Consider the following 24,323-nt stretch of genomic DNA (forward strand, 5'->3'; position numbering starts at 1 on the left):
TAATTAATGGGATATTATTTTTATAGAGATAATTTTTATTTTGGTTAACTTATCTTTTCGCCATTTAATAATTTTTTGACTAATGGCGCCATAATTAATTCCATCGCTAATCCTAATTTCCCTCCTGGTACAACAATCGTGTTTATTGTCGACATAAATGAGCCATGTAGCATTGCAAGTAAATAGGGAAAATCAATATCGGTTAAGCCTCGAAAACGAATAACAATAAAGCTTTCATCCAGAGTGGGAATTGCTTTAGCAGAAAAAGGATTCGAAGTATCAACAGTTGGGACTCGCTGGAAATTAATGTGAGTGCGTGAGAATTGAGGAATAATGTAGCTAATATAATCATCCATTGAGCGTACAACTGAGTCTCTTACTGCCTCTTGCGAGTGTCCTCTTTCTGTGGTGTCTCGAATAAGCTTTTGTATCCACTCTAGGTTTACGATAGGAACAACACCGACCAATAAATCAACATGTTGAGCTACATTATGCTCGTTGGTAACAACGCCACCATGTAATCCTTCATAAAAGAGAACATCAGTATTATCGGCTAAGGGTTCCCAAGGGGTAAATGTTCCTGGTAATTGATTGTAAGGTGTTGCTTCATCATAAGAGTGTAGATATTTGCGAGATTGACCTTGCCCAGTATCACTATATTGACTTAATGTTTTGCTCAGTAAGCTAAAATCATTTGCTTCAGGGCCAAAATAACTGATATGTCTACCTTGTTCTCTGGCTTTTCTTATCGCCATATCCATTTCGGGACGGGTATAGCGATGGAAACTATCGCCATCAATCAATGCGGCATTTGCATTGAGTTGTTGGAATATTTTACGAAAAGCTTGGCTTGTTGTGGTAGTTCCTGCACCACTTGAGCCAGTCACTGCGATGATAGGATGCTTGATTGACATAGGTTATCCTTTTGCTAAATAAGGTTGGCCCTTATTGATGGCGATGCATCGCTTGCTTTGAATAATTAATCAGAGCGAAACTGCGATGCAGGCATAATATTAACGCTCTCATGAAGTTCAGACCAAACCAACACGGCCTCACCAGATTTAAGTTGTTTTTTTACATCGGCGACTTTTTGTTCAAGCGTTTTCTCTTGGATACCATAATCAGTGCCTTCTCGTAAAACAAAACTTTCAATAAGATTATCAAGTGTCTCTGTGGAAAGCTCATTCCAAGGAATTATCATTGGGTTTTCTCCAAATAAGCGGATAACCAGTCAGGTATTCGGCTTTCAAGCCACATCACTGGTTTTGATAGTTTTCCACCAACAAATCCCACATGCCCACCAAATTCTGTAAGTTGATATTCAATATTATTGGGGAGTGTTCTGACATCAGGGATCACATCTGCAGACATAAATGGATCATCTTTAGCATGAATGATAAGCGTGGCTTTCTTTATTTTGTTTAATAAAGGTAATGCACTGCATTGGCGATAATAATCTAACGCATCTTTAAAGCCATGAATTTTAGAGGTAATAAGATCATCAAATTGGCGTAGTTTTTTGATGGATTTTATCGTCAATAAGCTGATCGGTAAGGACTCTGGATAACGAATAAGTTTTCGTGTTGCGTTATTTTTGAGTTCTTTTAACAGATACCATTGATAAAAACGAGAAAAGCCATGTTCAATTTTTGTTGAGCATGGTTCTAGCATTAATGGTGCAGAGACAATAACGGCCGCATCTACAACCGCATTTTCACCACTTTCCGCTAGATAATAGGCAAGCATATTTCCACCAAGAGAATAGCCAACCGCAGCTGTAGGTTGCTCACCCAATTCCTTTTTCAACCAATTTAAGAAGTAGCGAGCATCTTCCGTTTCACCTGAGTGATAAATACGGTTTTGTCTATTGGGTTCACCACTACATCCTCTAAAGTGCATCACAACACCTAGCCAGCCTCTCTCTTTTGCTGCGGTTAACATGCCGTGAGCATAAGGGCTACTAAATCCACCTTCTAAGCCATGAAAGATGACTAAGCGCGGTTTATTGAGTGCCGTTGTCGGATCTTCACTCCACGCTAAATCAACAAAATCGTTGTCTGGAAGATTGAGTCGTTGCCAGTGTGGCGTCAATTGTGGCGTTCTACGTACAATTCTTGGTAAGAGCGTCTGTAAGTGTGGATTTTTAGCCCAACGCATTGGATTAAAGTATTGAGACATATTTTCCGTCTATCAAAATGAATTAACACTTGTTTGCTAAATAACATACTGCTATTTTCGGTGAAAATAAAACGCCTGTCACATTTTTGAGTCTTTATCATGACAATTAGCCTTATTTCTTCCTTAACTATTTTCCTGTTTATTGCTGCGATAACACCCGGACCAAACAACTTACTGCTTACCTCATCAGGGGCAAATGTAGGCTTTAAAGGCTCGTTAAAACTAATGGCTGGCATTATGTTAGGTATGCAATGCGTTTTATTGAGCTCTGCATTTGGTGTTGCCACTTTATTGATAATTTATCCTGCTCTGCATATCGGATTGAAAATAGTTGGGAGTGCGTATTTGCTTTGGCTTGCTTGGAAAACCGCGGCATCATCTTATCAGCGTTTAGATATTCCAGCAAAAGCCTTACAGGCAGTAAGTTGGTTTCAGGGTGGATTATTGCAATTTCTAAATCCAAAAGCGTGGATGATGGGATTAGGTGCTGTAGGAAGCTTCAGTTTATCAGGCGATGCTTATTTTAGTTCGATTATTACTATTAGTATTGTTATGGTTATTGTTAATTTCGTTGCGGGTGTTGTTTGGATATTAGGCGGAACATTGATTAGCCTATTTTTACAAAGCAGACGTACATGGTTTATTTTCAATATCTTAATGGGATTATTAACGGCGCTCTGTGTACCTTTGATCTGGATAGAGTAAATTAATAAAATAGTTTAAAATCAATAATTAATAAAACTTTTTTGCTGTAAATAATGTTTTTTTAAGATTAGTTGAAATGATATCTTTTGGTATGTATCAAAAAAAGAGTATTCCGCTATAAAAAGAGAGAGCTACGATCGCCCACTGACACAATTATTCGTGTTAAAATACGACTTTATATAAACAGATGACTAAATTTTTAGTCGCGATGCTAATCCTATTATTTAGCTACTTGATTTTTTATTTTTTTATTATTTACATAATTTAAATGTAAAAATAACTATTTTATAGAGAATTATTTATTCTTTTTTGATGGTTTTCTTTTTAAAATAAATTATATTACGTTTATGTTTTTGAAAGGTTGTTAACTTAATGAAAATATTTGAAAATAATAAATAATTAAATGTAAATAGAATAAGCCTATATCGTCCTATTGACCTAAAAGAATAAATTATTATTAAAAAAAGAGAGAAAAATAAATTAAGTATTATAAAAATCTCGGGGCGATAAACATAGATTGGATTGAAAAGATAATTATAAAACAATTATAAAAATAAGTATTCCAATAATAAGGTAATTTCCCCTATACTTTATTATTGTTCATTTTCTATTTTTAATTGATTTTATTCTAAAAATTTAATTTTTTTAGGTAGTAAACGCTGTACCAAGAACTATTCCAGATATAACTATATAGAACTCGAAGTGGATATTGTCATTATGCCAACATTAACAAAAATTGCCTGGATAAAGCCAGGTATGGCTACAAATCAGCGCAAAATAGCAGACTATATTTTAGACAATCCGGAAAAAACAGTGACTCTTTCCTCACAACAACTTGCTCAAATTATGGGGGTGAGTCAATCGGCAATTGTTAAATTTAGCCAAAAAATAGGGTTTAAAGGTTTTCCTTCTTTGAAACTTGCAATCAGTGAAGATCTTGGCAGGAAAAATGCGAATCCAGGAACAAACTCTAATATATTACATAACCAAATAGATGCCGATGATAGTTTAGTTGTTATTGCTCAGAAACTCGCTCAAGAGAAAAGTAATTCAATTTGTGATACGACTCGTCAAATTAATTATCTTCATTTTGAAAAAGTCGTTCAGCTTATTGATGAAGCACAACGTGTTCAAATTATTGGTATTGGTGGTTCAGGATTAGTTGCAAGAGATCTAAGTTATAAATTGCAAAAAATAGGAATAACAACGCTGATTGAAACAGATCATCATGTACAAATATCTGTTGCTCAGATGTTAAGTCCAAAGGATTTACAGATTGTAATTTCTTATAGCGGTAAAAGAAAAGACATGTTGGTTGCGGCCTCTGTGGCTAAAAAACAGGGAGCTAAAATCATTGCTATTACAGGAGAAAAACATTCACCATTGGGCCAAATTTCTGATTATATATTAGAAACAATTGCGGATGAGGGGGAGTGGCGAAGCGCTTCAATCTCTTCACGTACAGCACAAAACACGATCACTGACCTTATTTTCATGGCGTTATTAAAGAAACGCGATGAGTGTGCGAAGACATTAGTATTGAGTTCACAGGCATTAATTAATAGCCTGGATAATTAAAAAATTTGAACTGATTCAAAAAACTAATATTTAAACATAGGTATTTACACTTATTACTAAAGTTATTCTCTTAACGGCCGAAACGATAGTTATTTAGGCAGTCTTTTTTTGTTGAGATGTTTTGATTTCAATATCGAGGAGAGTAACTAATGCGTAACAATCAACCGGTGACACAGCGAGAATACCCGGTATCTGAAAACGCAACACTGATGTCGACGACAGATCTTGATGGCAATATTATTTATGCCAATGAGGACTTTATTGAAGTCAGTGGATTTTCAATGGAAGAGCTTGTGGGGCAACCCCACAATATTGTTCGGCATCCAGATATACCTTCAGAAGTCTTTAAGGATATGTGGCAAACGTTAAAGCAAGGAGAAGTTTGGACTGGGATCGTGAAAAATCGACGTAAAAATGGGGATTACTATTGGGTAAGAGCGAATATCACCCCAATTATACGTCAGGGTAAAATTCAAAGTTTTATGTCGGTAAGGACTTCAGTAAAAAAAGAGGAAATAGCACAGGCTTCAGCACTTTATGCTGCATTTAATCAAGGTAAGTATCCTTCACATAGGTTTTTAAAAGGCGCTTTTGTTTATAAAGGATGGCAATGTTGGCGCTCATGGAATCAAACCATTTCATTAAAAAAACGACTCCGTTTTTTTATCCTATTACCCCTACCTTTCATGTTGTTAAGTGCATGGTTTGCTGGTTTATCGGGGTATGCTCTTTTTATGCATATTATGATTTTGCTGGTATTACTGATGGCAAATGAGCGTATTCTCTATTTTCAGCTTGTTAAGCCAATTAGACTGCTTAATGAACAAGCAAATCGTGTTGCAACTGGCGATGAACATAACGTTACCTATATAAATCGTATTGATGAAGTGGGTATGACACAGCGTTCAGTTAATCAATTAGGGCGTATGTTTCGTTGGTTAGTTAGTGATGTGAGCCATCAAATTCATCAAGTCGATATCTCTTGTGATCAATTAGCCGCAGGTAATCGCGATCTGTATGTGAGAACGGAGCAAACTGCCAGTAATGTTGAAGCAACTGCCTCGACCATGAATGAATTAACGACAGCGGTAAGCAGCAATAGTGAAACGGCGGGGCAGGCAAACAGTCTTTCTAATATCACTTGTGAGGCTGCGATAAAAGGAGGTAGTGCAATGGATAGTATTGTTAATACAATGAATGATATTGCGAAAAGCTCTGATCGTATTAGTAATATCATTGGTGTTATTGATAGCATTGCCTTCCAAACTAATATTCTTGCACTTAATGCATCTGTAGAAGCGGCTAGGGCAGGCGAACAAGGTCGAGGTTTCTCAGTCGTGGCAACCGAAGTCCGGGAACTGGCACAGCGTAGTGCAGAAGCGGCTAAAGAGATCAAAGCCTTGATCAGTGCTTCAAGTAGCAATATCAAAGTCGGTTCAAAGCAAGTCAATGAAACAGTCGGGACTATGGAAGATATTGTGGTGCATGTTAAAAATGTGACTGATTTAATTGGTGAAATTAGTCTTGCCTCATCAGAGCAGAGTGCGGGGTTAAAAGAGCTTGGTCGTGCGGTTGAAAAATTAGAATCGATTACGCATGAAAATGCGAATTATGTTTCCAAAGCCTCAATGATTTCAGGTGAAATGAAAGTACAAACTAACTACTTAGTTAGTGCAATCAATGTATTTCATTAATTTGTCATAAGTTAAAAAATAGAAGACACCGACTAAAAATAGGTGTCTTCTGTTTATCTAAATCACGTTTTTATTATGACCAAATTAATGGGTTAAAAACTTGTCCAATCATCATCTTCATCGTCATTTACAGTCGCTGTTTCTTTTGCCGATTTTCTCTCTTTCACTTCATCTTTGGCTGTATTTTTTATTTCCTCATTTTTTGTCTGTAGTAATTTTTCAGATGAGAACTGTTTTTCTCTTGCTTTGTGTTGTGCCTTTTTATTGAACTGTTCACTTTCCGCTGTTTTAAACTGTTCAACGATTTGCTCAAGATTACCTGCTTCTTCAGTCAATAAGCTGGCAACAGCGGAGGATTGTTCAACCATTGTTGCATTTTGCTGTGTAGCTTTATCCATTTCAGTGACAGCAAGAGACACTTGAGTAATACCTCGAGTTTGTTCTTCTGACGCAGATAAAATTTCAGTCATTGAATCTTCAACATGTTTTACAGATGTCAGTATTTCTCCCATAGAAATGCTAACTTGTTCAACAAGATCATTACCATGACGAACACGGCTAATAGAGGCATCAATTAGCTCTTTGATTTCTTTTGCAGCTTCGGCACTACGCTGTGCCAGTTCCCGGACTTCGGTTGCCACGACTGAGAAACCTCGGCCTTGTTCACCCGCTCTGGCTGCTTCAACCGCAGCATTTAACGAGAGAATATTGGTTTGGAAGGCGATGCTATTGATAACGGCAGTGATTTCACCTATTTTTTGTGAGCTATCGGCTATGTCAGTCATCGTTTTCACCATTCTATTGGTGACATCGCCCCCTTTGCTGGCAATATTGGAGGTTTGACTGATAAGGTGTGAAACTTCACGAGCACTTTCTGTATTGTTTCTCACTGTTGCTGTGAGTTGTTCCATACTTGAGGCGGTTTCTTCTAATGCACTCGCTTGCTCTTCAGTACGACAAGATAGATCGGTATTTCCTGCTGATAACTCTTGAACACCTGTATAAATATGATGACTTGTCCCTCGGATCGCATTCACAATTAATGACAGTTCGGTACGCATATATTGAATACCTGTAATTAATTGGTCGATTTCATTATTTCCTTTTGCTGTGACATCTTTATTTTCTAATAAATTTCCTTGTGAAATTTCCGACATATAATCGACAATTTGATTGATACGTAAAACAATATTTCGACGTATCCAAACTACAACAAGAATAGTGAAAAGAATAAAAATAAACATAAAGACAAAAGCTAAGACCAAGGAACGTTCATAATTACCTTGAGCGGCTTTTATTGCGTGAGTAACAACGTTATCACTGAGATAATCTGTTGCTTCATAAAGGGATTGAGTAAAGCGTTCATTGGTATTATGTGCATAAATAGATTGAAAACCGTAGTAATCGCGGATCTCTAGGCATGATGCAAGTTGATCAAGGTCGTAAAGTACACGATTAAAGAGTTTTTTCATGCTCTCTATTTTTTCGGGATCAAAATCGGCTTCTTCGGTAGCCGTAAAATATTCGGTAATAATACGTATAACTTCTTGTTTTCTTTTTGGATAAGAGGAAAGGAAATCAGAGGTTTTATTTTCTGCTATATCGGGTGTGAGATGAGCTTCAAACATAACATTTAGCATATCTTCACGTAATTTATTTAACTCAGCATAACCATAATCCATCGTTTTTATCTGTTCAAAACCATTCGCTAATTGTGAGATCCGTTTATTTGTTAAACTCGCATCACGGATACTCATTGCACCTGAAAAAAGTTGAATAGCGCAAAACAGTATTAAGATAAACATTAAGCCATTAGATATTTTTATTCGTTTCAGCATAGCCTTACCTATTTAATTGGTTTATAGGACACACAGCAAGGAGCGATAACTATTTATCAATTAAACTTATTCGGCTAGATATTTAAAAACTTTATCTTTTCTACTCAGTTTGATAGTAAAAACAACTTATATTTCTTTTTTTAGCTTTAATTGTCAGCTAATGGCTAAAATTTTCTAATGATTAATAGAAAAAACCATAAGTATATTGCCTTACTTATTTTTTGTGTTAATTGCTAATATATAAATGTTAATAATGCATTGTTTAATATTAAAACGATAATAAGCAGTATTTTATTTTTATTTATTTTTTTATCTTATGATAAGTAAAATAAAATTTTCAATTTCATAAACGCTCTTAATTTTTCTTAAAAAAATTCTTTATTTTGTATGAAAAACGATCTGCTTTTGGTGTTTATGTACGATAACAGACGAAATACTCCCAGAAAAATCACTGGGAGTAGGGTAGGTAGAGGTTTTGTTATATGCTTTGGACTATTTTCTACACAGTGCTCTCATACGATGTTGTGTGAGAGATATCATTAAAAGCTTTCCCAATTATCGTCTGTTTCATGATTATTGGTTTTGATTGTTGGTGTTTTAAGTGTTTCAGTATCTTGTGACTTAACTGATAATGTAGGCAATATTGCTTTCACGGGGGCAACTTTTTCATGCCCAACTTTAAATGTATTCACAATAGTATCCAATATACTTGCTTGTTCACTTAATGTGGCAGAAGCTGCGGTTGATTGTTCAACCATCGCTGCATTTTGCTGAGTTGCTTTATCCATCTCATTAACAGCAAGGCTGATTTGTGTAATACCGCGCGTTTGCTCTTCTGATGCCGATAAAATCTCTTTCATCGAACCCGAGACATGATTAACAGATGTCACAATTTCGCCCATTGATAGACTGACTTGTTCGACGAGATCGTTACCTTGTCTAACACGTAATATTGTTGATTCAATTAGCTCTTTGATTTCTTTTGCTGCTTCTGCACTACGCTGTGCTAAATTGCGAACTTCACTTGCTACAACAGAGAAACCTCGACCTTGTTCACCAGCTCTGGCTGCTTCAACGGCAGCGTTAAGGGCTAATATATTGGTTTGGAAAGCAATATCATCAATAACCGCAGTGATTTCACCAATTTTTTGTGAGCGATCGGCGATGTCGGTCATTGTCATGACCATCTTATTACTATGCTCACCACCCTGAACGGCAATATCGGCAGTGCTCATAACGAGCTCTGTTACTTCACGAGCGCTTTCAGTGTTATTACGAATCGTTGCGGTCATCTGCTCCATGCTGGACGCCGTTTCTTCTAATGCACTGGCTTGCTCTTCTGTTCGGCTTGATAAGTCATTATTACCTGCGGTGATTTCTTGTACACCAGTGTAAATAGTTGCACTAGTATTTCGAATAGAGCTTACCATCTCTTTTAACTGAGCGCGCATTTGCTGTAAGCCAAACATGAGCTGATCGATTTCACTCTTACCTGAAACATCGATATCAATGTGACTGACTAAATCACCTTTAGCAATTGCTTCTTGATAGGCGATCATTTGGTTAATGCGTACAATAATGTATTTGCGGATCCAAATAAGCACTAAGGCGGTAAAGATGAGGAAGATACTCATAAAGAGTGATGCTATCCACAACATGCGATGGTAATTATCTTCTGCTTCAATCACTGAAGGGTTAACCACTTCATCGGTAATAAAGTCTGTGGCTTCATACAATGAATTCGTAAAGTTAGTGTTTGCAGGGCTTTTTAAAATTAAACGAACCGCGTTAGTGTTACGTTCATTTAAATACTGTGCCAGTAAATCAAGATCAGCGCGGCTCTTTTGATAGAGCTGTTTGATCTGCGCCATACGTTGCTGATCGAAACCTGTTTGCGCGGATAGCTCAACATACTCATTCATCAATGCATCAACTTGTGCTTTACGCGCAGGCATGGTTTGCATAAATGCGGTAATGTTTGCATCCTCGGTTTGAGGATTTGAAATATAGCTAAATGCTTGTGCAATAATATCAGTACGTAATGTATTCAACTCCGCATAGGTATTATCCATGGTGCGTAGTTGATCGAAACTGTATGAAATTTTCGTGAGTTTATTTTGAGTCTGGTAGGCATCGTGAATGCTTTGTACTCCAGAAATGATCTGAATAATACAAAACAGAGTCAGGACACACATTAAACCTTGAGAGATTTTAATTCGTTTTAACATAACCCTACCTATTAGCTTTGACTTATCTTTGGTAAGTGGGAGGTCCACTTAGCAGAATGATTAATTCGGCTGGAATGTTAAAAACTTTAGTGAGAAAGAATTTATTTCTCTTACTTAATATAAATAGGTGGAGAATAAATGTTAAATAACTATTTTTATTGGATTATTGTCGGATAGAGTGAGATTATATTTTGTGTAAATCGTGCTATTGTAAAATGATATAAATACCGTAAGTGAAATGAATTGTATAAATTTTCAGAATGAATTGCAGGGCAAAAATAAAGGAGCTATTCCACTTAAATAGTTCCTTTATTAATAAATTGCGTTGTATTATTGAGCTTCAAATGTGTTTGTCATTTCTTCCAGTGTTTCTTGTAACTCCATCCACTCCATTTCCACTTCTTCTAGTGCGGATTTCGTAACACTTTGTCGGCTTAAGCAATCAGAAAGCTCACTCTTACGGCTAGCATCATAAATACCACTATCAGAAAGAGCTGTTTCGATATCACTAAGCTCTTGGCTTAATTTATCCATCTTGCTTTCCAATGTTGTGAGTTTCTTGCGTAAAGGTTGGGTTTGTTGTCTAAATTCAGCCTCTTTGCGTTTTTGCTCTTTTCTATCTTGAGCACTTAAATTGGCCGTTGTCGTGGTATTGTCGTTATCTTGTTGGCTCTTATTGGCCTGAGTCTCTTGGCGATTTTGATCAACTAACCATTGTTGATAATCATCAAGATCGCCATCAAATGATTCAACTTGACCATCGTGTACAAGATAGAGATCATCAGTGGTAGAGCGTAATAAGTGTCTATCATGCGATACGACTACAATTGCCCCTTCAAAGCTAATTAAAGCTTGGGTCAGTGCTTGGCGCATATCTAAATCAAGGTGGTTTGTTGGCTCATCCATTAGTAACAAGTTAGGACGTTGCCAAACTAAAAGGGATAAGACCAAACGAGCCTTTTCTCCTCCAGAAAATTGACCACAAGCATCAGTGACTTTATCGCCATGGAAGCCGAATCCTCCCAAGTAATCACGTAATTTTTGTTCAGTCTCTTTGGGCGCTAAACGAGTTAAATGTTGTAGTGCCGATTCATCAGAACGTAAAAACTCTAATTGATGCTGGGCAAAATAACCAAGTTTTATACCTTTAGAAAGAGCTAATTTCCCTTGTAATGGTTGAATTTCGCCTGCAAGTAATTTAATCAGTGTTGATTTACCTGCGCCATTACGTCCTAATAATCCAATACGTGAGCCAGGAACTAAATTGAGTTTGATGTCATTAAGAATAACTTTTTCACCATAACCCGCGCTGACTTTCTCCATTGATAAAAGTGGATTAGGTAAGCTTTCAGGTTGACGGAAACTAAATTGAAATGGGTTATCTGAATGTGCCGGCGCGACTCGTTCCATTCGTTCAAGCATTTTGACACGGCTTTGAGCCTGTTTTGCTTTTGTCGCTTTTGCTTTAAATCTATCGATAAAACTCTGTAAGTGTGCAATTTTGGCTTGTTGATTTTCAAATAAAGCTTGTTGTTGTGCGAGTTTGGTTGCACGTTGCATTTCAAACGAAGAGTAGTTACCCGAATATTCAAAGATTTTTTCTTGCTCGATATGTAATATTTTATCCACGATAGGATCAAGAAAATCACGGTCATGGGAAATTAAAATAAGTGTACCAGTGTAGCTTTTCAGCCATTTTTCTAGCCAAATAACAGCATCTAAATCTAAGTGGTTGGTGGGTTCATCGAGTAGTAGTAAATCAGAACGACAAATCAGCGCTTGTGCTAAGTTTAAACGCATTCTCCAGCCACCTGAAAATGATTTTACAGGTTCACTAAGCTGCTGTTGGCTAAAACCTAAACCATTTAGTAAGGTCGCTGCACGAGATTGTATTGTCCATGCGTTTATTGCATCTAATTGCCCGTGTATTAGTGCAATGGCGTGGCCATCATTTATCTCGTTAGCTTTTTGTAATCGTTGTTCTAACTGGCGATATTCTCTATCACCATCAATAACATAATCAATAGCAGGTACATCAAGTGCCGGTGTTTCTTGGTTAACCCATGCCATTGACCATGTACTAGGATAGGTGACATTGCCTGCTTCAGCTTGAAGTTCACCTTTCAATAAAGAAAGTAATGTGGTTTTGCCGCAGCCATTTTTACCGACTAGACCAATTTTTTGCCCTGGATTAATGGTTGCACTGGCATTGTCCAGTAACACTCTGACACCACGGCGAATTTGCAAAGAAGAAAAAACAATCATAAATATCGTCTATTAAGAGTATGTAAATTAATATATAGAGTAAGTTGTTCGTAACAGTTGGTCACAATGCGTGCATGGTAACGGAAAAAACAGTTTCTGACACGTTTTGTAAGGAGGAATGATGTCAAACGCATCAAATGTATTGCTGGTGTATGTTCATCCCGAGCCGCGCCAATCAATTGCCAATAAAGCGTTATTAAAAGCGGTGAGGGATTTAGAGAATATAACTATCCATGATTTATATGCTACTTATCCTGATTTTTTTATTGATATACACCATGAACAATCTTTGTTATGTCAGCACCAAGTGATCGTTTTTCAATTTCCGTTGCAAACATATAGTTGCCCAGCATTATTAAAAGAGTGGCAAGACAGAGTGTTAACTCGGCCATTTGCTAACAAAGCAGGTAGAGCGCAATTAAAGGGTAAGTCATTTCGTTGTGTTATTACAACGGGCGAGCCAGAGCAAGCTTATCAACATAATGGGAAGAATCACTATACACTCACGGAATTATTACGCCCATTGGAATTAATGGCAGAAATGTGTGGTATGCGCTGGCTATCACCAATGATTGTGTATTCAGCAAGACAACAATCTAAAACAACACTGACCCATATTGGTGAAGCTTATCGCCATTGGTTAAGTGCGCCACTTGAAGGGGAGCAAGCTTAATGGAAGATAATTGGATGATTAAAGCTGTGCTCTTTTTCCTGTGTGCCGCTGTAGTTATGGTACCTATTGCCCAACGTCTTAAAATTGGTGCAGTACTCGGTTATTTGATTGCCGGTATTGCCATTGGACCATGGGGATTAGGACTGTTTAAAGATGTCGACAATATCTTACATTTTGCTGAGTTAGGTGTGGTCTTTTTAATGTTCCTTATTGGTTTGGAATTAAATCCAGCTAAGTTATGGGAATTGAGACGCGCCATTTTTGGTGTGGGTTCAATGCAGGTGGTATTAACTGCTTCTATTTTTTCTGGGCTCATTCTCGTTTTTACTTCTTTCTCATGGCAGGCTGCCGTTATTGGTGGATTGGGTATTGCGATGTCTTCTACGGCGATGGCATTGCAACTTATGAATGAGAAAGGAATGAATCATAATGAAGGTGGGCAATTAGGTTTTGCTGTTTTGCTTTTCCAAGATATGGCGGTTATTCCTATCCTTGCCGTTATTCCTTTGTTAGCCGGAGAAACGGCAAGCAGTGATTGGTATCGAATTGGCTTGAAAGTGGCTGCTTTTGCTGGATTGCTGATTTGTGGGCGTTATTTATTACGTCCACTCCTACGCTTAGTTGTGAAATCTGGAGTAAGGGAAGTTTTTACTGCTGCTGCGCTACTTGTGGTATTAGGTGCCGCTATTTTTATGGAAACGCTAGGTTTTTCAATGGCAATGGGAACCTTTATTGCGGGAGTGTTATTGGCAGATTCAGAATATCGACATGAATTGGAGATCTCTATTGAACCTTTTAAAGGTCTACTTTTAGGACTCTTTTTTATCTCTGTCGGTATGTCTTTAGATATCGGTATTTTATGGCGTTATCTTCCCCAAGTATTATTGGGTGTCTTAGTTCTGGTTATTGTGAAAGCATTGATACTTTATAGTATCGCTTGGTTAGCCAGATTACGCTTTTCTACACGCTTACAATTTTCAGCTGTATTAAGCCAAGGTGGGGAATTTGCGTTTGTTGTTTTCTCGACATCTATGGCAATGGGCGTATTAGAAAGTCAGCAAATGGCATTATTGTTGGTTGTTGTCACACTTTCTATGATGACAACGCCGGTTGTGATGCAAATGACAGACGCTGTGTTTGCTCGTCGTTATAATGAAGCTAAAACGGACGAACAGCCCTTTGTTGAAAATAACCACCCTGAGGTCATTCTTGTCGGATTTGGTCGAATGGGACAGGTTGTAGGGCGTTTATTAATGGCGAACAAGGTTAATGTCACGGTATTAGAGCATGATGTCGGCAGTATAAGCACCATGCGTAAATATGGCTATAAAGTTTATTACGGTGATGCCACCGATCTCAATCTATTACGTGCTGCTGGTGCTGAGCATGCTAAAACTATTGTTATCACCAGTAATGAGCCCGAAGCTACGATGGAAATCGTTCATCTTTGCCAACATCATTTTCCTAACTTGCATATTATTGCAAGGGCAAGAGGTCGTGTTGAGGCTCATGAGTTGCTCAAAGCGGGGGTGACAGATTTTAGCCGAGAAACATTTTCTAGTGCCTTAGAATTAGGACGTAAAACGTTAATTAACTTAGGCATGCATCCTCATCAAGCTTATCGGGCACAACAGCATTTTCGTCGTCTGGATATTAACTTATTGAGAAAGCTGGTGGATGAATCTCCTGAAGAAGTCTCTAACGTTTCACGAGTAAAAGAGGCGAGGCGGGAACTTGAGGAACTCTTTAGTGAAGAGATTCGTCAAGAGCACCATCAGCCTGATGTTTGGGATGAATCTTTAACAGAAGACATTCCTCAAATACATCAAGAAAAAAAATCTATTGATAAATAGGAGAACTGCCCCCATGTCTGCAACCCGTAAACGCTTTATTGCAGGAGCTGTGTGCCCACACTGTCAAGCTCAAGATACACTTAAAATGTGGCGTGAAGATAAAGTGGATATTGTGGAATGTGCGAAATGTGGCCATCAACAACGGCAAACAGAGGGTGAAGTTAACTCACTTGTTCGTGAAAATGAACAAGTCATTGGGATCTTTACACCACAATAATTATAGGTTTTTTGATATAACCCGATACAGAAGATTTATTTTTCGTTACAATCGGGAAAATTTTGCCCACGGGTATGTAGGAGATGTCATGAAAGTAGCAAACGACTTGGTAGTTAGTCTGGCTTATCAAGTAAGATCAGAAGACGGTGTTTTAGTTGATGAGTCCACGGTGAGCGCACCGTTAGACTATCTGCATGGCCGTGGTTCTTTAATCAGTGGTTTAGAAAATGCATTAACAGGTCGAGAAGTTGGTGAAAAATTCGACGTAGAAGTTGCTTCTGATGATGCATATGGTCAATATGACGAAAACTTAGTTCAACGTGTACCGAAAGATGTTTTTGTGGGTGTTGATGAGTTAGAAGTGGGTATGCGTTTTCTGGCCGATACTGACCAAGGTCCAGTACCAGTAGAAATTACAGGTATTGAAGGTGACGAAGTTATTGTTGATGGTAACCACATGTTAGCAGGTCAAAACCTGAAGTTTCATGTTGAAATCGTTGCAATTCGTGAAGCGACTGAAGAAGAATTAGCTCACGGTCACGTACATGGTGAAGAAGAAGAGCACGAATGTTGTGGTGGCCACGGTCACGGTGAAGAAGGCGGATGCTGTGGCGGTGGTCACGGTCATGGTCATTCACACGGTGAAGAAGGTGGATGCTGTGGCGGCGGTCATGGTCACGGCCACGGCAATGGCGGTTGTGGTTGTCAGCACTAATCTTTCTTTGAAAAGATCAAAAGGAGCGTTTAAGCGCTCCTTTTTTGTTTTCAGCGTTGATATTAACAGCGAACAACAACTCAATAGTGAGGTGGAGGAGTTTCATCCTCAGGTCTAGCAAGTATTGAGGTTTGAGAATTTTTTAGACGCTCAGAAACAATTTTTAAGGCTTCTTTAAAGCGACTAATTTCAATTTGTTGCTGTGTGACCACCTGATTTAATTCTTCAATAGTCGCATCTTGGAAAGCAACTTTGCTTTCTAATTGAATGAGCAATCGCTCTACTTCCTTAATATCCATTGTGTTTTTCCTCCTTTAAAATGTCCTATTACGACGACTATGATTAACAAACTTGCGAAATTTAATCTTATTTACTGATATATACACAGGAAGACATAAATCTGGTTTGAGATAAAAGACTATTTTGCTAATGTGGTAGCACTCTGTGCTGACAAAAATCCTAACATTAACTGTTAAGAGTGTCGGCAAATTTTTTAAATTCATATAAAATTGCTACCCGTGGATGAGGTTTATACTCTAAATATTCGAGGTGCGACTAGGCGACAAGTGAATAAGTCACTAAGAACACATACATCGTATGTGACTCGTGTAAATAAACTCAGTCAACAACGCGACAACTTGAAGTATGACGAGTATATACCGCAACGGCAGCAAGAAGTGATGCAAAACGTTTTGGTGAAGATCTATGTTGATCGTTTGCAAAACGTCGCGACTCACTAACATATACTGGAGAATGGGATGAAATCTTTAATAAAAACGACGTTGTTGGCAACTAGTTTAGCCTTCGCATTCAGTGCACCGCATGCATTCGCTGAAGAAGCCGCTAAAGTGCCAACACTAAATAGCGCATTTAAAACTCAAAATGAGCAAAATGCCTATGCGTTAGGTGCGTCGATGGGTCGCTATATGGAAGCTGCATTACAAGAACAAAAAAATATTGGTATCACTTTAGATTCTAAACAACTGTTAGCAGGTGTTCAGGATGCATTTAATAGTAAATCTAAATTGTCAGATGCTGAAATTGAATTAACATTAGCGGCTTTTGAAGATCAAGTCCGTACTGCAGCAACGGCAAAAATGGAAAAAGAAGCGACTGAAAACAAAGCTGCTGGTGATAAATTCCGCACAGAATTTGCTGCTGAAAAAGGTGTGGTAAAAACCAAATCCGGTTTACTGTATTTAGTTGAAAATCCGGGTAAAGGAAAAACACCAACAGATGCTGACCGTGTTACTGTAAACTACAAGGGTATGCTGATTGATGGTAAACAATTTGATAGCTCTTATGATCGTAAAGAACCTCTGACAATCAGCCTGAAGAGCGTTATTCCTGGTTGGACTGAAGGTATGAAATACATTAAAGAAGGCGGTAAAATCAAATTAGTTATTCCACCTGAATTAGGTTATGGACAACGTGCAACTAGCGGTATCCCAGCTAACTCAACCTTAGTGTTTGAAATTGAATTACTGAGTGTTGAAAGCGACAAGTAATTTATTTCTAAAGAAAAAATGCTGACATTTATGTCAGCATTTTTGTTTCTAATACATAATTTATTAACGTATATAATTTATTAACTTATATAGTATTAATCGATTTTTTCTTTAATAATGATTGTATTGTTTTTTTTAAATACAAACAGCAAACCAATAATAACAGCCCCCATTCCTGCCAAGCTAAGTAGCGACATCTTATTGCCCAAGAAAATATAATCCATTAAGGCCGTCACTCCGGGTACTAAATAGAATAAGCTTGTAACATTAACTAAGTTACCACTTGAGAGTAAGCGGTATAATAGCAATTGAGCAACAACAGAAATGATCACGGCAAGCCAAAGCACAGGAATGATAAAGCCTATGTCTAATGAGGCATGAAAAGGCTGGAATGGCACAAATAATAAGCACAATACTAGGCTAACAACATATTGTAATGGCAGAGCATCCATTGGTGCTAATTGCAGTTTTTTCTGTGAGATTGCACCAAAGCTCATACAAAGTAGTGCAACTAAAGCATAAATCATTCCGGTCAATGAGAAAGCTGTATTAAATAAACTTTGGGCAACGACTAACACTAATCCAGCTAAGGCGATTAAAAGCCCTAGTAGCCGTGTTGCTGTAAAATTACGTTCTATTATCCATAGTGTAATAATCGGTTGAACGCCCATAATTGTGGCTAACATTCCCGGGGTAACGCTATTAGCGAGAGCTAAAAGATAACAGATGGAATAGCCACCAATAATTAGTAAGCCGACCCATGCCGTTTTTAAACGACTTCCTTTGGGGGGTAAAAAACGATGGCGCTGAATACACAAAAAAGAGAGAAATGCTAATGCGATAATAAAACGCCAAGTTAAAATAGCAAATGAGCTACCATTATCTAAGCCCCAGCGAGAAAAGATAGCGCCACTACTCCACAATAAAACGAATAATGTCGTTGGACCAAATTTTGCCCAATATTGACGTAAGTACATGATGATATACCTATAAAATAAGCAATAAGAGAGCTTGATTATTTTTAGTGATCATTAGCTAATTGATAAAATATCAATGAATAAATATAAAAAACATATCATTATATCGATGTTGGTTAACTACGTTATCAAGCAAATCAATCAAGCAATGTAAGTTGCAACAATAACTGTTGTATTGATTTTCATCGGCCGGGGAAGCGAGGCTCTCAATAGGTATAGATGCAACAGAAATTAATCCTATTATTGATGAAGTTTACTGAGATTGGCATTTCATCAGTATATTGGCGGGATTAATTATTCGTTAAAATAACAATAAATTGGAATATAGGTAATCTATTTAATAGAGTCAATTTTTATCCCACTCACTCCTAAAAAAGGCATTTTTCAAAAAATAAAAAGAGGGGATGAGTACAAAATATGAAGAAAAATGAAAAAAGCTGTGACCTATCACAAAGCTCTTATTTTAAGTCACTTGACGTAGATCTTCTGGCGATCTAACGTCAGAATCGTTCTTAATTCTGTTTTTATATTTAAATTTTTTCAATATTGAATTGATCCGCAATGACGAATCGTTATAAAAAATAGAACCTCAAGTCATTATCATAATTAAAGCCTTTAAGGATTATTAATCAAATGTCTAGCCCGTTATTTAATGGTGACAGCAGCGAGTTTGAAAAACTAGATAGCCGACCTTTTACTCAAACTGATCACGAAATACTAAAGTCTTATGAAGCTGCCGTGGATGGTTTGGCAATGCTCATTGGCAATCATTGCGAAATCGTATTGCACTCTCTGGAAGATTTGAAATGTTCAGCGGTTAAAATCGCGAATGGAGAACATACTGGTCGTAAGATTGGTTCTCCAATTACCGATTTGGCATTACAAATGTTACATGATATTACAGATGAAGATTCAAGTTTTTCAAAGGCTTACTTTACTAGAGCGAAAAGTGGTGCATTGATGAAATCGATCACGATTGCTATTCGTAATCGTGAACGTCGAGTCATTGGTTTATTGTGTATCAATATGAACCTTGATGTTCCATTCTCTGAAGTAATCAAAACCTTTATTCCTGAAGAAACACATGAAGTTGCATCTGATGTTAACTTTGCCTCATCAGTTGATGATTTAGTGGCTCAAACATTAGAGTTCACGATTGAAGAAGTAAATAATGATCGTGAAGTCGCGAATAATGCTAAGAATAAGCAAGTTGTGTTAAGCCTTTATGAGAAAGGTATTTTTGATATTAAAGATGCCATTAATCAGGTTGCAGACCGCTTAAATATTTCAAAACATACTGTGTATCTTTATATTCGCCAGTTTAAAAATGGAGAATAAGGTAACATTATGAGTTCCTTGACATATTGTTTAGTGGTTACGGGGCCTCATTACGGAACTGAACAAGCTTCAAGTGCCTATTTATTTGCAAATGCCCTTATTGAAAAAGGGCATCAAATTACACAAATTTTCTTCTATAGAGAAGGTGTTGTGAATGCCAATAAATTGGTATCGCCTGCAAATGATGAATTTGATCTTCCTAAAGCGTGGGTTTCGTTGGCGAAAAAACATCAAATTCCCTTACATGTTTGTGTTGCTGCCGCATTGCGTAGAGGAATTATCGATGAACAGCAGGCCAAAGAGCTGGAAATAGTGAACTATAACATGGCACCTGAATTTGAATTAAGTGGTTTGGGTTCACTGGCTCAAGCTATGCTGACTTGTTCTCGTGTGGTGCAATTTTAATGAAGAAAATGAATTCAGTTGCATTCCTTTTTACTCAAGCACCTCATGGTAATAGTGCAGGGCGAGAAGGTTTAGATGCTTTACTTGCAACCTCTGCATTAACAGAAGATATTGGTGTTTTTTTTATCTCTGATGGTGTGTTTCAACTTGTTGAAAATCAACAGCCTGAAGGGGTATTGTCACGTCATCATGCTGCAACATTCAAAGTGCTACCCTTGTATGATGTGACAAACGTCTATATATCACTAAAAGACATGGTTCATCGTGGATTATCCTCTCAAACTTCTTTTGTATTGGATGCGCAGGTGATATCCCAACAAGATATTGCTCAAAAATTGAGTGAATATGATGTGGTATTACGCTTTTAATACAGAAGTTAGTCAGGAAGGTTGAACGGTTATGTTGTATACTTATTCCGTCTCTATTTATCAAAGTGATTTAGAGGCTTTTTTATCTTTATTGACAAAAGAAGATGATGTTTTGTTAATACAAGATGGTGTACTGGCAGTCCTTGAAGAGAATCCCTTATTAAAATATTGTCTTCAACAGCAAATTTCAGTTTACGCATTAATTGATGATGTTTTGGCAAGAGGCCTAAAAGATCAAGTATCTCATCATATTAAACTCATCAATTATGGTGATTTTGTCGATTTAACGGTAAAACACCCCCAACAAATTCATTGGGGAGCGTAGAATTGCTGTATAATTCTTGACACATGAGCCCGTCAGCAATAAAATTCTGCGTCCTCATGTTTTGTCTTGTTGACAAGACAGAGTTCAAATCCGTGTTTACGAAGCAAAAACCAGGAGCTTTTTTTAAATGGCAACTATTAACCAGCTGGTGCGCAAATCTCGTAGCTCGAAAGTTGTTAAAAGCAACGTTCCAGCTCTGGAAGCTTGCCCGCAAAAACGTGGCGTATGTACTCGTGTATATACTACCACTCCAAAAAAACCAAACTCAGCACTGCGTAAAGTATGCCGTGTGCGTTTGACTAACGGTTTCGAAGTTTCTTCCTACATCGGTGGTGAAGGCCACAACTTGCAGGAACACTCCGTAATCTTAATCCGTGGTGGTCGTGTTAAAGACTTACCAGGTGTGCGTTACCACACTGTTCGCGGCGCGCTGGACTGTTCCGGTGTTAAAGACCGTAAACAAGCTCGTTCTAAGTACGGTGTGAAGAAGCCAAAGGCTTAATGGTTCTCCGTTAAGTAAGGCCAAACATTTTTCACTATTAATGTCAAAATAAACTCATTGAGTTTTGGACAACCCTGAATTTAAACGGAGTATTTCCATGCCACGTCGTCGTGTAATTGGTCAACGTAAAATTCTGCCAGATCCTAAGTTCGGATCAGAACTGCTGGCCAAATTTGTAAACATTCTGATGGTAGACGGTAAAAAATCTACTGCAGAATCTATCGTATATAATGCGCTTGAGACCCTGGCTCAGCGTTCAGGCAAAACTGAACTGGAAGCGTTCGAAATCGCATTAGATAACGTACGTCCTACTGTGGAAGTTAAATCCCGCCGTGTTGGTGGTTCAACTTACCAAGTTCCAGTTGAAGTACGCCCAGTTCGTCGTAATGCATTAGCAATGCGTTGGATTGTTGAAGCTGCTCGTAAACGCGGTGATAAATCCATGGCTCTTCGCCTGGCAAATGAATTATCTGATGCGGCTGAAAACAAAGGCGCTGCTGTTAAGAAACGTGAAGACGTTCACCGTATGGCAGATGCAAACAAGGCGTTCGCACACTACCGTTGGTAATCCACGGAGTATTGCAACTCTTTTCAGGACAGCTCTGCTGTCCTTTACCTGAATTGAACGCCCACGAGAGAGGAAAAAATGGCTCGTCAAACCCCCATAGCACGCTACCGTAATATCGGTATTAGTGCGCACATCGATGCCGGTAAAACCACTACAAGTGAACGTATTCTGTTTTATACCGGTGTAAACCATAAAATTGGTGAAACTCACGAAGGTTCAGCAACAATGGACTGGATGGAGCAGGAGCAGGAACGTGGTATTACTATCACATCCGCAGCAACTACTGCATTCTGGTCTGGTATGGCTAAACAGTTTGAGCCTCACCGTGTAAACATCATCGACACCCCAGGACACGTTGACTTCACAATCGAAGTAGAACGTTCTATGCGTGTTCTTGATGGCGCGGTTATGGTTTACTGTGCAGTTGGTGGTGTTCAGCCTCAGTCAGAAACAGTATGGCGCCAGGCTAACAAATATCATGTACCACGTATCGCGTTCGTTAACAAAATGGACCGTATGGGTGCAAACTTCCTGCGTGTTGTTGAACAAATCAAAACACGTCTGGCAGCAAACCCAGTTCCACTGCAAATCCCAGTAGGCGCTGAAGAAAATTTCACCGGTGTTGTTGATTTAATTAAAATGAAATCAATCCGTTGGAATGAAGAAGACCAAGGTGTTACCTTCGAATACGAAGACATTCCTGCAAATCTGCAAGATTTAGCTGAAGAATGGCACAACAACCTGGTTGAATCTGCTGCTGAAGCATCAGAAGAACTGATGGACAAATATCTGGGCGGTGAAGAACTGACAGAAGCAGAAATTAAAGCTGCTTTGCGTAAACGCGTTCTAGATAACGAAATTATCCTGGTTACCTGTGGTTCTGCATTTAAGAACAAAGGTGTTCAGGCAATGCTGGATGCGGTAATTGAATACCTGCCAGCACCAACAGATGTTCCTGCAATCAAAGGTATGTTACCAGACGGTAAAGATACTCCAGCAGAACGTCATTCAAGCGACGAAGAGCCATTCTCATCTCTGGCATTCAAAATCGCAACTGACCCATTTGTTGGTAACTTAACATTCTTCCGTGTGTACTCTGGTGTTGTAAACTCAGGTGACACAGTTCTGAACCCGGTTAAAGACAAAAAAGAACGTTTTGGCCGTATTGTTCAGATGCATGCTAATAAGCGTGAAGAAATTAAAGAAGTTCGTGCAGGCGACATCGCTGCTGCTATCGGTCTGAAAGACGTTACTACAGGTGATACTCTGTGTGCAATTGAAGCACCAATCATCTTAGAACGTATGGAATTCCCAGAGCCAGTAATCTCTGTTGCTATCGAACCTAAGACTAAAGCTGACCAAGAAAAAATGGGTATCGCTCTGAACCGTCTGGCTCAGGAAGATCCATCTTTCCGCGTATCAAGTGACGAAGAAACTGGTCAGACTATCATTGCTGGTATGGGTGAGCTGCACTTAGACGTGTTAGTTGACCGTATGCGTCGTGAATTTAAAGTTGAAGCGAACGTAGGTAAACCACAGGTTGCTTACCGTGAAACTATTCGTGATACAGTAACTGATATCGAAGGTAAACACGCGAAACAATCTGGTGGTCGTGGTCAGTATGGTCATGTTGTTATTGACCTGTCTCCATTACCAGCAGGTGGTGAAGAGAACTACATATTTATCAACGATATCGTTGGTGGTGTAATTCCTAAAGAATTCATCCCAGCTGTTGATAAAGGTATTCAAGAACAGCTGAAATCTGGTCCATTAGCAGGTTATCCTGTTGTGGATATTCAGGCTCGTTTACATTATGGTTCTTACCATGATGTTGACTCCTCAGAAATCGCGTTTAAAATCGCCGCATCAATGGCATTTAAAGACGGCTTCATGAAAGCTAAGCCAATTCTGCTTGAGCCAGTCATGAAAGTTGAGATTGAAACGCCAGAAGATTACATGGGCGACGTTATCGGTGACTTAAACCGTCGTCGTGGTATGGTTGAAGGTATGGACGATCTGCCTACTGGTAAGATCATCCGTGCTCAAGTACCACTGGCTGAGATGTTCGGTTATGCAACTGACCTGCGTTCACAAACTCAAGGTCGTGCTTCTTACTCTATGGAGTTCTTGAAGTACAGCGAAGCGCCTAGCAACGTCGCTCAGGCTATTATCGAAGCTCGTAAAGCGAAATAAGATCCTTTCGAGTTCAATTTAGTTTACGCTCCCTCTATTTGAGGGAGCGATATTAAGGAATATAGTCGTGTCTAAAGAAAAATTTGAACGTTCAAAACCGCACGTTAACGTTGGTACTATCGGCCACGTTGACCACGGTAAAACAACTCTGACTGCTGCAATCACTACAGTTTTAGCTAAAACTTACGGTGGTGC

At 38.4% G+C, this 24,323-nt stretch carries 25 protein-coding genes; 17 read left to right on the forward strand and 8 right to left on the reverse strand.

Annotation, left to right across the window (positions count from 1 at the left end; all coding sequences use genetic code 11):
* Positions 1–44: 44 nt before the first annotated feature.
* From QSH13_RS10380 to QSH13_RS10390, 3 genes are all read right to left on the reverse strand, one after another.
* Positions 45–914, reverse strand: a complete 870-nt coding sequence (locus QSH13_RS10380) for a phosphoribulokinase (RefSeq protein WP_109395864.1) — start codon at positions 912–914, stop codon at positions 45–47.
* Between the two features lie 65 nt (positions 915–979).
* Positions 980–1,201 carry a YheU family protein gene (locus QSH13_RS10385; RefSeq protein ID WP_036933921.1) on the reverse strand — a complete coding sequence of 74 codons (222 nt, stop codon included), beginning with the start codon at positions 1,199–1,201 and terminating at the stop codon, positions 980–982.
* The gene (locus QSH13_RS10390; RefSeq protein ID WP_109395863.1) at positions 1,198–2,178 is read right to left on the reverse strand and encodes a hydrolase; all 981 of its coding nucleotides are present in this window, start codon (positions 2,176–2,178) and stop codon (positions 1,198–1,200) included. The genes QSH13_RS10385 and QSH13_RS10390 overlap by 4 nt, the downstream gene beginning before the upstream one ends.
* 99 nt (positions 2,179–2,277) lie before the next feature.
* Between QSH13_RS10390 and QSH13_RS10395 the strand changes: the two genes are divergently transcribed.
* From QSH13_RS10395 to QSH13_RS10405, 3 genes are all read left to right on the forward strand, one after another.
* On the forward strand, positions 2,278–2,883 hold the full coding sequence (locus QSH13_RS10395) for a LysE family translocator (protein WP_109406788.1): 606 nt from the start codon (positions 2,278–2,280) through the stop codon (positions 2,881–2,883).
* Between the two features lie 717 nt (positions 2,884–3,600).
* Positions 3,601–4,461 (forward strand): SIS domain-containing protein, encoded by an 861-nt coding sequence (locus tag QSH13_RS10400; RefSeq protein WP_109396014.1) that lies wholly within the window; start codon positions 3,601–3,603, stop codon positions 4,459–4,461.
* Positions 4,462–4,610: 149 nt separating this feature from the next.
* Positions 4,611–6,155 (forward strand): methyl-accepting chemotaxis protein, encoded by a 1,545-nt coding sequence (locus tag QSH13_RS10405; RefSeq protein WP_109406789.1) that lies wholly within the window; start codon positions 4,611–4,613, stop codon positions 6,153–6,155.
* 92 nt (positions 6,156–6,247) lie between these two features.
* On the opposite strand, the gene QSH13_RS10410 is transcribed toward QSH13_RS10405, so the two are convergent.
* The 3 genes from QSH13_RS10410 to QSH13_RS10420 all read right to left on the reverse strand — a co-directional run bounded on the left by QSH13_RS10410 (position 6,248) and on the right by QSH13_RS10420 (position 12,486).
* Entirely contained in the window at positions 6,248–7,993 is a 1,746-nt protein-coding gene (locus QSH13_RS10410; protein ID WP_286039078.1) for a methyl-accepting chemotaxis protein, read from the reverse strand.
* Between the two features lie 539 nt (positions 7,994–8,532).
* The gene (locus QSH13_RS10415) at positions 8,533–10,221 is read right to left on the reverse strand and encodes a methyl-accepting chemotaxis protein (RefSeq protein WP_196544807.1); all 1,689 of its coding nucleotides are present in this window, start codon (positions 10,219–10,221) and stop codon (positions 8,533–8,535) included.
* A gap of 330 nt (positions 10,222–10,551) precedes the next feature.
* Positions 10,552–12,486 (reverse strand): ABC transporter ATP-binding protein, encoded by a 1,935-nt coding sequence (locus QSH13_RS10420; RefSeq protein WP_109395858.1) that lies wholly within the window; start codon positions 12,484–12,486, stop codon positions 10,552–10,554.
* A 121-nt stretch (positions 12,487–12,607) separates the two neighbouring features.
* Between QSH13_RS10420 and kefG the strand changes: the two genes are divergently transcribed.
* The 4 genes from kefG (at position 12,608) to slyD (ending at position 15,944) form a co-directional block, all read left to right on the forward strand.
* On the forward strand, positions 12,608–13,159 hold the full coding sequence (gene kefG / locus QSH13_RS10425; RefSeq protein ID WP_109395857.1) for a glutathione-regulated potassium-efflux system ancillary protein KefG: 552 nt from the start codon (positions 12,608–12,610) through the stop codon (positions 13,157–13,159).
* The gene (gene kefB, locus QSH13_RS10430) at positions 13,159–15,012 is read left to right on the forward strand and encodes a glutathione-regulated potassium-efflux system protein KefB (RefSeq protein ID WP_109395856.1); all 1,854 of its coding nucleotides are present in this window, start codon (positions 13,159–13,161) and stop codon (positions 15,010–15,012) included. The genes kefG and kefB overlap by 1 nt, the downstream gene beginning before the upstream one ends.
* 13 nt (positions 15,013–15,025) lie before the next feature.
* The gene (locus QSH13_RS10435) at positions 15,026–15,229 is read left to right on the forward strand and encodes a YheV family putative zinc ribbon protein (protein WP_036914399.1); all 204 of its coding nucleotides are present in this window, start codon (positions 15,026–15,028) and stop codon (positions 15,227–15,229) included.
* Positions 15,230–15,317: 88 nt separating this feature from the next.
* Positions 15,318–15,944 carry a peptidylprolyl isomerase gene (gene slyD, locus QSH13_RS10440; RefSeq protein ID WP_286039077.1) on the forward strand — a complete coding sequence of 209 codons (627 nt, stop codon included), beginning with the start codon at positions 15,318–15,320 and terminating at the stop codon, positions 15,942–15,944.
* 80 nt (positions 15,945–16,024) lie between these two features.
* Here the strand turns inward: slyD and QSH13_RS10445 are convergent, their stop codons facing one another.
* On the reverse strand, positions 16,025–16,243 hold the full coding sequence (locus QSH13_RS10445; RefSeq protein ID WP_023583298.1) for a SlyX family protein: 219 nt from the start codon (positions 16,241–16,243) through the stop codon (positions 16,025–16,027).
* Positions 16,244–16,510: 267 nt separating this feature from the next.
* Between QSH13_RS10445 and QSH13_RS10450 the strand changes: the two genes are divergently transcribed.
* Both QSH13_RS10450 and fkpA read left to right on the forward strand, forming a co-directional pair.
* Entirely contained in the window at positions 16,511–16,684 is a 174-nt protein-coding gene (locus tag QSH13_RS10450; RefSeq protein ID WP_162556438.1) for a hypothetical protein, read from the forward strand.
* 18 nt (positions 16,685–16,702) lie between these two features.
* Positions 16,703–17,452 carry an FKBP-type peptidyl-prolyl cis-trans isomerase gene (gene fkpA / locus QSH13_RS10455; RefSeq protein WP_109395855.1) on the forward strand — a complete coding sequence of 250 codons (750 nt, stop codon included), beginning with the start codon at positions 16,703–16,705 and terminating at the stop codon, positions 17,450–17,452.
* 95 nt (positions 17,453–17,547) lie between these two features.
* Here fkpA and QSH13_RS10460 read toward each other — a convergent pair whose 3' ends face one another.
* The gene (locus QSH13_RS10460; protein ID WP_109395854.1) at positions 17,548–18,429 is read right to left on the reverse strand and encodes a DMT family transporter; all 882 of its coding nucleotides are present in this window, start codon (positions 18,427–18,429) and stop codon (positions 17,548–17,550) included.
* 633 nt (positions 18,430–19,062) lie between these two features.
* Here QSH13_RS10460 and QSH13_RS10465 point away from each other — a divergent pair.
* The 8 genes from QSH13_RS10465 to QSH13_RS10500 all read left to right on the forward strand — a co-directional run.
* Positions 19,063–19,767, forward strand: coding sequence for a helix-turn-helix transcriptional regulator (locus tag QSH13_RS10465; RefSeq protein WP_185901386.1), 705 nt, complete (start codon positions 19,063–19,065; stop codon positions 19,765–19,767).
* Between the two features lie 9 nt (positions 19,768–19,776).
* Positions 19,777–20,172, forward strand: a complete 396-nt coding sequence (tusD, locus tag QSH13_RS10470; protein ID WP_109395852.1) for a sulfurtransferase complex subunit TusD — start codon at positions 19,777–19,779, stop codon at positions 20,170–20,172.
* On the forward strand, positions 20,172–20,540 hold the full coding sequence (gene tusC / locus QSH13_RS10475) for a sulfurtransferase complex subunit TusC (protein ID WP_006534697.1): 369 nt from the start codon (positions 20,172–20,174) through the stop codon (positions 20,538–20,540). The genes tusD and tusC overlap by 1 nt, the downstream gene beginning before the upstream one ends.
* Before the next feature lie 31 nt (positions 20,541–20,571).
* Positions 20,572–20,865, forward strand: a complete 294-nt coding sequence (tusB, locus tag QSH13_RS10480) for a sulfurtransferase complex subunit TusB (RefSeq protein ID WP_109395851.1) — start codon at positions 20,572–20,574, stop codon at positions 20,863–20,865.
* Between the two features lie 127 nt (positions 20,866–20,992).
* A complete protein-coding gene (gene rpsL / locus QSH13_RS10485) occupies positions 20,993–21,367 on the forward strand; it encodes a 30S ribosomal protein S12 (protein WP_004236497.1) in 375 nt (124 codons plus the stop codon).
* Between the two features lie 97 nt (positions 21,368–21,464).
* Positions 21,465–21,935 carry a 30S ribosomal protein S7 gene (gene rpsG, locus QSH13_RS10490; RefSeq protein WP_004246897.1) on the forward strand — a complete coding sequence of 157 codons (471 nt, stop codon included), beginning with the start codon at positions 21,465–21,467 and terminating at the stop codon, positions 21,933–21,935.
* A gap of 78 nt (positions 21,936–22,013) precedes the next feature.
* Positions 22,014–24,128, forward strand: coding sequence for an elongation factor G (gene fusA / locus QSH13_RS10495; RefSeq protein ID WP_109395850.1), 2,115 nt, complete (start codon positions 22,014–22,016; stop codon positions 24,126–24,128).
* A gap of 67 nt (positions 24,129–24,195) precedes the next feature.
* Positions 24,196–24,323: GTP-binding protein (locus QSH13_RS10500; protein WP_228407520.1), on the forward strand; the 128-nt coding region annotated here is incomplete at its 3' end.

The sequence above is a fragment of the Proteus faecis genome (genome assembly GCF_030286765.1).
In the GTDB taxonomy this organism is placed as follows: domain Bacteria; phylum Pseudomonadota; class Gammaproteobacteria; order Enterobacterales; family Enterobacteriaceae; genus Proteus; species Proteus faecis.